At 61.0% G+C, this 11514-nt stretch carries 13 protein-coding genes; all 13 read right to left on the bottom strand.

All coding sequences use genetic code 11. From position 1 onward, the window contains the following. Positions 1–143: 143 nt before the first annotated feature. Positions 144–1409, bottom strand: a complete 1266-nt coding sequence (gene urtA, locus ABTV29_RS28240) for an urea ABC transporter substrate-binding protein (protein ID WP_433767815.1) — start codon at positions 1407–1409, stop codon at positions 144–146. 325 nt (positions 1410–1734) lie between these two features. After that, positions 1735–2745 (bottom strand): FecCD family ABC transporter permease, encoded by a 1011-nt coding sequence (locus tag ABTV29_RS28235; RefSeq protein ID WP_433767814.1) that lies wholly within the window; start codon positions 2743–2745, stop codon positions 1735–1737. After that, a complete protein-coding gene (locus ABTV29_RS28230; RefSeq protein WP_433767813.1) occupies positions 2742–3689 on the bottom strand; it encodes an ABC transporter substrate-binding protein in 948 nt (315 codons plus the stop codon). Before ABTV29_RS28230 ends, ABTV29_RS28235 begins: the two co-directional genes overlap by 4 nt. Next, positions 3686–4474 (bottom strand): ABC transporter ATP-binding protein, encoded by a 789-nt coding sequence (locus ABTV29_RS28225; RefSeq protein WP_433767812.1) that lies wholly within the window; start codon positions 4472–4474, stop codon positions 3686–3688. Before ABTV29_RS28225 ends, ABTV29_RS28230 begins: the two co-directional genes overlap by 4 nt. Positions 4475–4651: 177 nt before the next feature. Further along, positions 4652–6031 (bottom strand): PepSY-associated TM helix domain-containing protein, encoded by a 1380-nt coding sequence (locus tag ABTV29_RS28220; RefSeq protein ID WP_433767811.1) that lies wholly within the window; start codon positions 6029–6031, stop codon positions 4652–4654. A 49-nt stretch (positions 6032–6080) separates the two neighbouring features. After that, positions 6081–6515 carry a DUF2946 domain-containing protein gene (locus ABTV29_RS28215; protein ID WP_433767810.1) on the bottom strand — a complete coding sequence of 145 codons (435 nt, stop codon included), beginning with the start codon at positions 6513–6515 and terminating at the stop codon, positions 6081–6083. 21 nt (positions 6516–6536) lie between these two features. After that, entirely contained in the window at positions 6537–7016 is a 480-nt protein-coding gene (locus tag ABTV29_RS28210) for a copper chaperone PCu(A)C (protein ID WP_433767809.1), read from the bottom strand. 48 nt (positions 7017–7064) lie between these two features. After that, positions 7065–7463, bottom strand: coding sequence for a DUF2946 domain-containing protein (locus tag ABTV29_RS28205; RefSeq protein WP_433767808.1), 399 nt, complete (start codon positions 7461–7463; stop codon positions 7065–7067). Between the two features lie 184 nt (positions 7464–7647). Continuing rightward, positions 7648–7938, bottom strand: coding sequence for an addiction module antidote protein (locus tag ABTV29_RS28200; RefSeq protein ID WP_433767807.1), 291 nt, complete (start codon positions 7936–7938; stop codon positions 7648–7650). Next, positions 7935–8243, bottom strand: coding sequence for a type II toxin-antitoxin system RelE/ParE family toxin (locus ABTV29_RS28195; RefSeq protein ID WP_433767806.1), 309 nt, complete (start codon positions 8241–8243; stop codon positions 7935–7937). Before ABTV29_RS28195 ends, ABTV29_RS28200 begins: the two co-directional genes overlap by 4 nt. Positions 8244–8428: 185 nt before the next feature. Next, complete coding sequence (locus ABTV29_RS28190; protein WP_433767805.1) at positions 8429–9160, bottom strand: cobalt-precorrin-6A reductase; 732 nt, start codon at positions 9158–9160, stop codon at positions 8429–8431. A 138-nt stretch (positions 9161–9298) separates the two neighbouring features. Next, positions 9299–10510, bottom strand: coding sequence for a precorrin-6y C5,15-methyltransferase (decarboxylating) subunit CbiE (gene cbiE, locus ABTV29_RS28185; protein ID WP_433767804.1), 1212 nt, complete (start codon positions 10508–10510; stop codon positions 9299–9301). 135 nt (positions 10511–10645) lie between these two features. Then, positions 10646–11299: a hypothetical protein gene (locus tag ABTV29_RS28180; RefSeq protein WP_433767803.1), complete on the bottom strand. Its 654-nt coding sequence runs from the start codon at positions 11297–11299 to the stop codon at positions 10646–10648. Between the last annotated feature and the right edge of the window lie 215 nt (positions 11300–11514).

Genomic DNA, 11514 nt, shown 5'->3' with positions numbered 1-11514 from the left:
TACACGGACTAAATGTGGGAGTGAGCCTGCTCGCGATAGCGGTGGTTCAGTCACAGTGATGTTGAATGTGCCGCCGTCATCGCGAGCAGGCTCGCTCCCACAGGGATTTGTGCCCGCCTCGGGTGGAGGCGGGCATCCAGCGATCAGTTGCTCTTCACCGCATACTCCGGCTTCTTGTCGTTGCCCGGAATGAACGGGCTCCACGGCTGGGCGCGGATCGGGCCTTCGGTTTGCCAGACGACGTTGAACTGTCCGTCACCCTGGATCTCGCCGATCATCACCGGCTTGTGCAGGTGGTGGTTGGTCTTGTCCATGGTCAGGGTGTAGCCCGACGGTGCGGCGAAGGTCTGGCCGCTAAGGGCTTCGCGGACTTTGTCGACGTCGGTGGACTTGGCCTTTTCAGCCGCCTGCGCCCACATGTGGATGCCCACGTAAGTGGCTTCCATCGGGTCGTTGGTCACCGCTTTGTCGGCGCCCGGCAGGTTGTGTTTCTTCGCGTAGGCCTTCCAGTCATCGACGAACTTCTTGTTCACCGGGTTCTCCACCGATTCGAAGTAGTTCCACGCCGCGAGGTTGCCCACCAGCGGCTTGGTGTCGATGCCGCGCAGTTCCTCTTCGCCCACGGAGAACGCCACCACCGGAACATCGGTGGCCTTCAGGCCCTGGTTGGCCAGCTCTTTGTAGAACGGCACGTTGGAGTCGCCGTTGACCGTGGAGATGACCGCCGTCTTGCCGCCGGCCGAGAACTTCTTGATGTTGGCGACAATGGTTTGATAGTCGCTGTGACCGAACGGGGTGTAGACCTCTTCGATGTCCTTGTCGGCCACGCCTTTGGAGTGCAGGAACGAGCGCAGGATCTTGTTGGTGGTGCGCGGGTAGACGTAGTCGGTGCCGAGCAGGAAGTAGCGCTTGGCGCTGCCGCCTTCTTCGCTCATCAGGTATTCGACGGCGGGGATCGCTTGCTGGTTCGGCGCGGCGCCGGTGTAGAACACGTTCGGCGACATCTCTTCGCCTTCGTACTGCACCGGGTAGAACAGCAGGCCGTTGAGTTCTTCGAACACCGGCAGCACCGATTTACGCGACACCGACGTCCAGCAACCGAACACCACCGCGACCTTGTCCTGGGTCAGCAACTGCCGGCCTTTCTCGGCGAACAACGGCCAGTTCGAAGCCGGGTCGACCACCACCGCCTCCAGCATCTTGCCGTTGACGCCGCCCTTGGCGTTGATCTCGTCGATGGTCATCAACGCCATGTCCTTGAGCGATGTTTCAGAGATCGCCATGGTCCCGGACAACGAATGCAGAATCCCGACCTTGATGGTTTCGGCGGCCTGGACCGTCCAGGTCATGCCCATTGCGGCAATGCTGGCGGAGAGAGTGAAAGCCTTGATCAAACTGCGACGCTTCATTGTGCGATCTCCATGAACGTTTAATTTTTCTGGTTGGCAGATGCGGACGACTGAAGGGTCTTTAGCAAGGGCTGTGCCCGGTCGGGGGAAGGCGGGAGAATGTCGGTTTAGAGCGGTTGCGCAAGTTGGCGGTGCACCATGAAGGGACGAGGTCGGGGCAGTGGTGCGCCGTAGTGCGCTGCATTGGGGCGCAGAATTTGTGAGCGACACTCATCCATTGTGGGAGTGAGCCTGCTCGCGATTGCGGTGTGACAGTCACCATTCATAGGGCCTGACACACCGCAATCGCGAGCAGGCTCACTCCTACAGGTTTGATTTGTGTGAGTCAGCGCCTGCGCATCAGTCCGATGAAGAACAGGCCGCCGATGGCTGCGGTGGCGACGCCAATCGGCAGGTCTTCCGGCGCGATCATCGTTCGTGCGGCAACGTCGACCCAAACGAGAAACAGGCTGCCGAGCAGCACGCATGCAGGTAGCAGCCGACGATGTTCCGCACCCACCAATCGCCGCGCAATGTGCGGCACCATCAGTCCGACAAAACCGATCGAACCGCTGATGGACACCAGTACCCCGGTCATCAGCGAGGCAATCACAAACACCCACAGCCGCACCGTCCGCGCGTTCAGCCCCAGGGTCACGGCCGTCTGCTCGCCCGCCATCAAGGCATTCAACGAGCGCGCCATGCCCAGCAGCAAGACCAGGCCGAGCAGAACGCTGATTGCAGGGACGGCCAGCAGTTCCCAGCGTGCCAGCCCGAGCCCGCCGAGCATCCAGAACATCACCGCGGAGCTGGCGCGGTGATCACCGAGAAACAGCAGCAGATTGGCGATCGCCATCATCACGAACGACACCGCCACACCGCACAGCAGCAGGCGATCGCTGTCCAGGCGGCCGTGGCGACTGGCGATCATCAGCACCACCAGCATGCTCGACAATGCGCCGATGAACGCGGCGATGGGCAAGGTCAAGAGGCCGGCGATTTCACCGACATGCAACACCACGATGACCGCGCCGAGGGTGGCGCCGGAGGTCACACCGAGCAAATGCGGATCGGCCAGCGGGTTGCGTGTAACCGCCTGCAAGACCGCGCCGATCAGCGCAAGACCCGCACCCACCAGCGCACCCAGCAACATGCGCGGCACGCGGATCAGCCAGACAATATGCTCCTGCCCGGCGCTCCAGTCGGGTACGCCGAAACCGAACAGCTTGTGCAGCAGAATTCGCCACACCACGTCCACCGGCACCCGCGCCGGGCCAAAGCCCAGGGACACCACGCACGACAAGAGCAGCAGCGTGCCGAGGGCAATCAACAGCATTGCGTAGCGACGATTGATCATTCGCCGTGGAAACCCTTGGCCAGGGTTGCCACGGCGAGCACGTTGTCGATGCCCGGCGTGGCCTGCACGTAGGGGATGACGACGAAGCGCTGGTGCTTGATCGCATCCACCGATTGCAGTGCCTTGTTGTCGCGCAGAAATTGAATCTTCTGTTCGGCAGTGACTTCGCCGTAGTCGACGATCACGATCACCTGCGGATTGCGCTCGACCACGTTCTCCCAGTTGACCCGGGTCCAGCTCGCCTCGACATCGTCAAGCACGTTGCGTCCGCCAGCGGCAGCGATCAACGCCTGTGGCATGCCCAGGCGACCCGAGGTCATGGCCCGGTCTTCGCCGCTGTCGTACAGGAACACCCGTGGTTTTTCGGCAGGCAGCTTTTTGCCAATCCCGGCGATCTGCGCCTGCATCTGGCTGATCAAGGCGTTGGCGCGATCCTGCACGTCGAAGATTTTCCCGAGGTTGCGCAAGTCGTTGTAGGTGTCTTCCAGCGTGGCCGGCGGGCGCTTCATCACGAAGGCGCAGGACTCGGTCAACTCATAGACATTGATGCCCAGTGGTTGCAGGGTCTGCGGCGTGAGGTCGCCGCCCACGCGCATTCCGTAATCCCAGCCGGCAAAGAAGAAGTCGACGTTGGCATTGAGCAGGGTTTCCACCGACGGATACTTGGCCGCCAGTTCCGGCAGGCCGTCGAGGATGCCGTGCATTTCGGGCGTCACCGACTTCCAGCCGGACACACCGCTGTAGCCGGCCATCTGCGGTTTCAGGCCGAGGGCGAGCATCATCTGGGTCATGTTGATGTCGTGGCTGACGGCGTGCTTCGGTGCTTGCTGGAAAATCACTTGGCGATTGCAGCTTTGAATGGTCAGCGGGTAGTGCGTGGCCTCGGCAAAGGCCTGGGCGCTGCCCAGCAACAGGGAAAGGTACAGCAGGGGACGCAGACTCATGGTTGGGTTATCCAGGTAATTCGTGGGTAGCCGTGCAAGGGGTGTTCATCGATCAGCGCATCGACACCGAATACATTGCGCAGCAATGCGCTGCTCAGGACTTCCTTCGGCGTGCCGCTGGCGACGATGCGGCCGTGGTTGATCACATACAACCGATCACAGAAAGCGGCGGCCAGATTGAGGTCGTGGATGCTCGCCAGGGTGCCGATCTTCAGGCGCTTGACCAACTGCAACAGCTCCAGCTGATAGCGCGGGTCGAGGTGGTTGGTCGGCTCGTCGAGGATCAACATTTGCGGCTGCTGGGCCAGGGCGCGGGCGAGGATCACGCGCTGCTTTTCACCACCGGAAAGGGTGGAGAAGGCGTGATCTTCGAAGCCCCTGAGCCCGACCGATTCCAGGGCCTGGCTGACGAGATTGCGATCCTCAAACGTGTCGCCATCGAACAGCCCCTTGTGCGGTGTGCGGCCCATGGCGACCACTTCGTCGACGGTCAGGCCGAAGGCATCCGGGAATTCCTGCAACACCACGGCGATGCGTTGCGCACACCAGCGCGAGGATTGCTGCCAGACGTTGTGGTGATCGAGTTTGACCTCGCCGCCTTCCGGTTTGTTGAAGCGCCAGGCGCAGCGCAGCAGGCTGGTCTTGCCACTGCCGTTGGGGCCGATCAAGCCGACGAACTCACCGGCGGCCACGTGCAGCGAGGCATCGCGTAGCTGGAACTGGTGATGACAGTGGCCGTGGCCCAGGGGGGACCAGGTGAGGTGGGTGAAGTTCAGCGAGGTCATGCATTGACTCTGATATTTGCGGTGATGCTGAAGACGCCATCGCGAGCAGGCTCGCTCCCACAGGGATTGCGTTAATCCTGTGGGAGCGAGCCTGCTCGCGATGGCGGTCTTAAGGTCAAAGGAGACGCTAAGCGCGGGAAGTTTACAGTCCCTTCATTCCCGCGCATCTCGCGTGTCTCATGATGAAGTTGAGGCGCTCTCAGCTTGCCGGGTGAAGCGCGACAGCAGCAGCTTGTCGAGCACCCAGACCGCCACCAGCGAAGCCCCCACCAACGGGAACGCCACCGCCAGGGCGAACATGATCACCATCGCGGTTTTCCATTTCGGCAGGTCATGACGCAGCGGCGGCACGCCCAATTTTCCTTGCGGGCGACGCTTCCACCAGATCACCACGCCGCTGACGGCGCTGAGCAGGATCATCAGGCAGATCAGCAACACGATGATCTGGTTGACCACGCCGAACATCTTGCCTTCATGCAGCATCACGCCGATTTCCGTGGCGCGGGCGACGGTGCCGTATTGCTCGAAGCGCACATCGGCCAGGACCTTGCCGCTGTACTGATCGACATGCAGGGTGGCGTCGTTGCGCGGGTCATCGGCGAACACCGCGATGGTGAACACGCCTGTCGCGGTTTTCGGCAGGGTGATGCTGTAGCCGGGCTCGACCTTGTTCTGTACGGCGATGTTTTGCACGTCTTGCAGGCTGATGGTCGGCGCGGCCGGGCCTGCATGCGCACCCTCATGGGCCATGTGTTCGGCATGGTCGCCGGACATCGGCATCGGCGTGTTTTCCAGGGCCCATGGCACGGTTTGGCGATGGGCCTCGTTGAGGCTGCGCGCTTCAACATCGGATTTGGGTACGTCGTTCCACATTGCGGCCGGGAACACGTTCCATACACCGGCAAACTTTTCGCCCCAGAACCCGGTCCAGGTCATACCGCTGAGCAGCATCACCAGCAGCAGCGAGGCGCCCCAGAACCCGGTAACGGCATGCAGGTCGCGCCACAGCACCCGGCCGCGACTGCTCAGGCGTGGCCACAGAATGCCCGCGGCCTGACCGCGCGGCCACCACAGGAACACTCCGGAAACCACCAGCACCACACCCCAGCCGGCGGCCAGTTCCACCAGGCGGTCGCCGACGGTGCCGATCATCAGCTCGCCGTGAATAGCCCGCGCAATGGCTTGCAGGTTTTTCTTGGCGTCTTGCTCGCCGAGGATGTCGCCGTGGTACGGGTCGAGAAATACGTTCAGCTCCTTGCCGCTGTCGAGTACGACAAACTGCGCGCTGCGCTCGGCGTTCACCGGTGGCAGGTACTGCTTGATCGTGCCTTGGGGATAGGCGTCTTTCACTCGCTTGAGCAAGTCATCGGCGGGAATGCTGTGATGGCCGGCCGGTACGTTCAGCAGGCTGCTGTACATCAATGAGTCGAGTTGTGGCTTGAACAGGTAAATGGTGCCGGTCAGGGCCAGCATTACCATGAAGGGCGCCACGAACAGGCCGGCATAGAAATGCCAGCGCCAGGCGAGATTGTAGAAATTCACTTTGGGCTGTTTCATCACGTGTGCTCCGCGAGGGCTCGGATCTTTTAGTTATGGGGGCGCGGGATTACGTGACGATCGGCGGGGCGCGGGTTCGGGCGCCGGGGAAGAAGGTTTGCCGGGCATGGCCCAGGCGTGGAGAAGGCGTGGTGAAGGTCGTGCTGGGTGGTGTGTCGAATCCTGTGAAGGAAGCGCCACCGGTCAGGGCCGGGCAATTGAACAGCAGGCTGCAATAGCCGCATTTTTCCCAGAGTGCATGGTGCCCGGCATGGGGAGGGCAGTGTTCGGCGTCAGGTTGTGCAGCGTGCCCGGTGTGATCCATGGCCGGCATGTCCATCGACATGCTCATGGTCATGGCGGCGCGCGAATCCATCGGCATCGACTGGGAAACCAGTGGGCCGATGAAGATCATCAACATGGCGAACAGGCTGATCCAGCTGCCGCGTGTCAGTCTCGATGACTGGCGAGGGGGGCTGGATGACCGGGTGCCAAGCGGGCGCATGGGCGTGTTCTGCTCGGTCGGTTACTGAGCGTGCGCGTGCTTTTGCCCGTCTTCGGGCGCCTGCTTCTGCACCGCCACGTCGACCGTCACGTCACCGGCTTTCTCGAAGTGCAGGGTCATCGGGAAGCGCTTGCCATCGCTCAGCAGGCTGCGGTCCTTCAGGTTCAGCAACATCACGTGGTAGGCCATGGGCGCAAAGGTGACTTCGCCGCCAGCGGGGATATCCACGGCCGGTACGTGCTGCATTTTCATCACATCGTTTTGCATCACGTGCTCGTGCAATTGCGCAACGCCTGCAATCGGCGAGTCGACGCCGAGCAGGCGGTCGGCGGCCTTGCCGTCGTTGTGAATCACGAAATAGGCGGCCACGTTCGGGGCGTTGGGCGGCAGCTCCTGCGACCATGGATGAGCGATTTCCAGCTCCCCGACCTTGTATTCGTGGGCATTGGCAAAGCAGGCAGGCAGCAACAGTGCGGCCACAACGATGAGTTTGTTCAGCATGATGGTTCTCCGGAACGATTCAAGACGCAGGTCAATTGCGAGAAGGAATCACACCAGAGGGGATGCGCGGGGGTTCAGGCTCGGCCATTGCTGGCGCGGCGTCGGCGTATTGAGTGAGGCGGGCGGGACGCTTCGATTGGACTCGAACTGCGCGAAATACAGCTGCGGAACATGCCCGGGCAACGCCACCAGTGGCGCCGAACCGGAACAGCACCAGCAATGCTGCATGTTGGAATGATCGTCGCTTTGCGGCGCTTTCTGCTGGATGTTTCCCAGGTCGATCGCGACCATCTTGCTGCCGCCGGAGGTACAGAAACTGCCCCACAACAACTGCTCGGCAGGTGATTTCGTCGACTGCGCCATCGCTCCACCCATCGGCATGGCGAGCAGATTGAACAGCACTGCAAAGCAGGCTATCCAGGCAATTGCGAGCCGTTGACGGGACATGGGGCAGTTCCGGTTGAGTGGGCGATCAGGCGCGGCTATTTAGCCTGACCCATGCCGATAAGTAAAAAAACGCCGTGCGGTGTGGTGTCGCAGAGCGTGTCCATAGCCTTGATGATAGTCGCGAATTGCAGATTGCCAGTATTGCTTGAGCTTTATTCAGATTTGCGTGACTGCGGTCGTGCAATCAAACAGCAACTGCATGCAATCGCATGCCGAGGGCTTTCATCACCTTCATGATCGTTGCGAATTCCGGGTTGCCGGTGCTGCTCAACGCTTTGTACAAGCTCTCACGACCTACACCGGCATCCCGGGCCACTTGAGTCATGCCCTGGGCGCGGGCTATGTCGTTGAGTGCGGCACGTATCAACACACCATCGCCTGCATCTTCTTCAAAACAGGCATCGAGATACGCGGCCATTTCTTGCGGAGACTTGAGAAACTCGGCGGCGTCGAATCGGGAAAATTGCTCGGTCATGACTCACTCCCATTACCGATGTTTTGCGCCATTTCTATGGCGCGCTTGATATCGCGTTTTTGTGTCGACTTGTCGCCACCCACCAAGAGCAGGTAAACCACTTCGCCTCTGCGAGTGAAATACACTCTGTATCCGGGCCCGTGATGAATGCGCATTTCGTAGACTGCTGCGCCTACCGGCATGCAATCACCAAAGTTTCCATGCTCTGCCGCCCGGATTCTGGCGATGATGCGAGCCTTTCCCACGGTGTCTTTCAGGGCGCCGAGCCAGTCGGCAAAAACATGGGATCGTTCAAAGTCGATCATTTTTTGATCGTATTCCTTGGGATACAAGTTGGCAAGCAGACCTTCGCCGAGGATGAAATGAGTCTCTCCCGTTGAAAGGTGTGCCTGGGAACTTGATCGAGTTAGAGGAATGCGACTTTAAGTTGGAGATATTGAGAAAATCAGCCAGCCCTTTCCTGGAATATTGTCAGTAAGTTCAATGATGACTACAGGCTTTGGGAGAATTCCGACAAGGCCTTCAGTATTTCTCCAACCGAACCAAACTCCCGCTCAACCACCGGCAAAACCGGGCGTTTGAGCACCAGCACCGGCACTCCACGTTCGCGCGCGACTTCCAGCTTGGGTTCGGTCGCGGTGCTGCCGCTGTTTTTGCTGATCAGTACGTCGATCTGCCGACGTTCGAACAGCGCGCGTTCATCTTCAATCTGGAAGGGCCCGCGTGCGCCGATCACTTCGCAGCGCTCGTTGCCCGGGTACTCGTCCAGCGCGCGCAGGGTCCAGAATTGGTTCGCGGGGATTTCGTCCAGGTGTTGCAGGGGCTCGCGGCCGAGGGTGAACAGTGGTCGGCGAAAGGGTTTGAGCGCTTCGATCAGTTCCGGCCAATCGCGCACCTCGCGCCAGTCGTCCCCGGCCTGTGGCTGCCACGCCGGGCGGCGTAGCGCCCAGCAGGGGATAGCGCTCAAGTGTGCGGCGTGGGCGGCGTTATGGCTGATTTGCGCGGCGTAGGGATGGGTGGCATCGAGCAGCAGGTCGATACGCTCGTCGCGGATGAACTGCGCCAGGCCCTCGGCGCCGCCGTAACCGCCGACACGTACCTGGCAGGTCAGGTCCGTCGGTACCCGGCCGATGCCGGCCAGGCTGTAGACGTGTTCGGGGCCGAGGGTTCGGGCGATGGCCAGCGCCTCGGTCACACCGCCCAGCAACAGAATGCGTTTCATTGAAAAACTCCGGCAGGGTGCGTTTCCACTGTAGGAGCTGTCGAGTGCAACGAGGCTGCGATCTTTTGATTGTTAAAAGCAAGATCAAGAGATCGCAGCCTCGTTGCACTCGACAGCTCCTACAAGGGAATGGGGAGGTCAGGGGGCGAGCGGCTTGGTCAGGTCCAGCACGGTAATCGGCAATGCCTGGCGCCAGGTGTCGAAGTCGCCCAGCGGTTGCGCCTGGGCGATATGAATGCGCGTCAGCTCTCCGCCGTGTCGTTCGCGCCACGCCATCAGGGTCATTTCGCTTTGCAGGGTGACCGCGTTGGCGATCAGCCGGCCGCCGGGTTTCAGGGCGGCCCAGCAGCTGTCCAGCACGCCTTCGCGGGTGACGCCGCCGCCGATGAAAATGGCGTCCGGACGTTCCAGGCCTTCGAGGGCGTGCGGGGCACGGCCGCGAATCAATTGCAGGCCGGGTACGCCGAGGGCGTCGCGGTTGTGCTCGATCAATTGCTGGCGCCCGTCATCGGCCTCGATCGCCAGCGCCCGGCAGCTCGGGTGGGCGCGCATCCATTCGATGCCGATCGAGCCGCTGCCCGCGCCGACATCCCACAACAGCTCGCCGGGCGTCGGCGCCAGGCGAGCGAGGGTGATCGCCCGGACATCGCGCTTGGTCAATTGGCCGTCATGCTTGTACGCGCTGTCCGGCAGCCCGGCAAGGCGTGACAGGCGTGGCGCGTTTGGTTCGGCGATGCAGTCGATGGCGATCAGGTTCAAGTCGGCCGTGGCGTCAATGCTCCAGTCGCTGGCGATGCCGTCGACTCGACGCTCAGCCTCGCCGCCCAGGTGTTCGAGCACGGTGAGGCGGCTGGGGCCGAAACCCCGCTCGCGCAACAGGGCGGCGATGGCGGCGGGGCTCTGGCCATCGTTGCTCAGCACCAGCAAGCGCTGGCCGCTGGACAACTGGGCATTGAGCGCGGCGATCGGACGGGCCACCACCGACAGGGTGACCACGTCCTGCAAGGGCCAACCCATTCTGGCGGCGGCCAGCGAGCAGGAAGAAGGGGCGGGGAGGATCAGCATTTCATCGCTGGCGACTTGCCGGGCGAGGCTGGCGCCAACCCCGAAAAACATCGGGTCGCCGCTGGCCAGGACACACACGGATTCACCGCGACGCGTCAGCACCGGCTCAAGGGAAAAGGGGCTGGGCCACAGCTGCCGTTCGCTGCGGATACAGGTCGGCAACAAATCCAGCTGCCGTTGCGCGCCAATGATCCGTGAGGCTTTCAGCAGAGCGTGCCGTGCATTTTTGCCGAGCCCCTTGAAGCCATCTTCGCCAATGCCTACCACTGTCAGCCAGGGGGTCATGCTGTTCCTCTTCTCTCGATCAAAGCCCAATCATCGCCGCGCCCGACGCTATCGATCTGGCGGTCGCGCATGATAGCGCGGCGTGGATTGCATTCGCCGAAATTGTAGTGAACGGCGACTCAAGCGGCCCAAGGCTTAATGAGCCGGCTTTTTTCTCAGGTCGAATCGTTTCATCAGGAGTTCACGGCACTTGTTTTCAAGGAGCGTTCTTTTGCCTTCGAGTATGCGTTTGTCCAACTTGAGAAAGGCTCGACTCTGAATGATTTTGGCGGCCTGTTCTTCCCAACTCCAGAACAGAAAACTGCTCTTTTTGGTGTGCGCCACCAATTCAAGATTGAACACCGCTATTTCCAGGAAGCCCTTTGAGTCGTACCGCGCAGGCAAGACCTGAAAGCGCTCGCCCATCAGGCTTTCTTCATCCAGCGAGTACAGCGCCGGTTTGTCGGGTTTCAAGGCGTCGAGGGTATCGATCATGGCATTGCCCTGACGGGTGTCGTGCATGCCGTGGGCACTCCTGACCAGATAATCCGCAACGCTTTGCGACACGTCGTAGCGGGTGCGGGTCTGGATGGCATCCTCAAACACCGACCAGCCGAAAAAATTCAAGGTCGAGACATACTCGTCCAGCCACGCTGTCGAGTTGGCGAAGCGGCTGGCAACCCTGTCAGCGGACTTCGTGGCGATCTGTGTGCAATGAGTGAGGTCGAGGTAGTCCTGCGGTGACAGTTCATCGATACATGAGACGAGACTGTGGCCGGTCAATATTCCATTTGAGTTTTTACTGTCCATGAGTTGCTCCTAGTCAAAGAGGGTGAAGTCTTGCCGGTGAAAAACTACAGGCTGCATGACAGGCTTTAAACGAAACCCATCTGGCGAATTGATTCTGGCTGTGAGTGCAGGTTGCGGCGCAACTTCACGCTCTATTCGTCGCCAAGTGCCTCGGGCTTTTCATCCCGCCGGACAAAGCAGGCATAATGCTGCCCTTCATTTCGTGCCGGTCATCC

Source organism: Pseudomonas putida, from assembly GCF_050989985.1.
Lineage (GTDB): Bacteria > Pseudomonadota > Gammaproteobacteria > Pseudomonadales > Pseudomonadaceae > Aquipseudomonas > Aquipseudomonas putida_AI.
This window is presented reverse-complemented; position numbering and strand designations above follow the sequence as displayed.

Excerpts from the sequence above, each read along its gene's own strand:
- urtA (WP_433767815.1), bottom strand. The coding sequence starts at position 1,409 with ATGAAGCGTCGCAGTTTGATCAAGGCTTTCACTCTCTCCGCCAGCATT.
- ABTV29_RS28235 (WP_433767814.1), bottom strand. The coding sequence starts at position 2,745 with ATGATCAATCGTCGCTACGCAATGCTGTTGATTGCCCTCGGCACGCTG.
- ABTV29_RS28230 (WP_433767813.1), bottom strand. The coding sequence starts at position 3,689 with ATGAGTCTGCGTCCCCTGCTGTACCTTTCCCTGTTGCTGGGCAGCGCC.
- ABTV29_RS28225 (WP_433767812.1), bottom strand. The coding sequence starts at position 4,474 with ATGACCTCGCTGAACTTCACCCACCTCACCTGGTCCCCCCTGGGCCAC.
- ABTV29_RS28220 (WP_433767811.1), bottom strand. The coding sequence starts at position 6,031 with ATGAAACAGCCCAAAGTGAATTTCTACAATCTCGCCTGGCGCTGGCAT.
- ABTV29_RS28215 (WP_433767810.1), bottom strand. The coding sequence starts at position 6,515 with ATGCGCCCGCTTGGCACCCGGTCATCCAGCCCCCCTCGCCAGTCATCG.
- ABTV29_RS28210 (WP_433767809.1), bottom strand. The coding sequence starts at position 7,016 with ATGCTGAACAAACTCATCGTTGTGGCCGCACTGTTGCTGCCTGCCTGC.
- ABTV29_RS28205 (WP_433767808.1), bottom strand. The coding sequence starts at position 7,463 with ATGTCCCGTCAACGGCTCGCAATTGCCTGGATAGCCTGCTTTGCAGTG.
- ABTV29_RS28200 (WP_433767807.1), bottom strand. The coding sequence starts at position 7,938 with ATGACCGAGCAATTTTCCCGATTCGACGCCGCCGAGTTTCTCAAGTCT.
- ABTV29_RS28195 (WP_433767806.1), bottom strand. The coding sequence starts at position 8,243 with ATGATCGACTTTGAACGATCCCATGTTTTTGCCGACTGGCTCGGCGCC.
- ABTV29_RS28190 (WP_433767805.1), bottom strand. The coding sequence starts at position 9,160 with ATGAAACGCATTCTGTTGCTGGGCGGTGTGACCGAGGCGCTGGCCATC.
- cbiE (WP_433767804.1), bottom strand. The coding sequence starts at position 10,510 with ATGACCCCCTGGCTGACAGTGGTAGGCATTGGCGAAGATGGCTTCAAG.
- ABTV29_RS28180 (WP_433767803.1), bottom strand. The coding sequence starts at position 11,299 with ATGGACAGTAAAAACTCAAATGGAATATTGACCGGCCACAGTCTCGTC.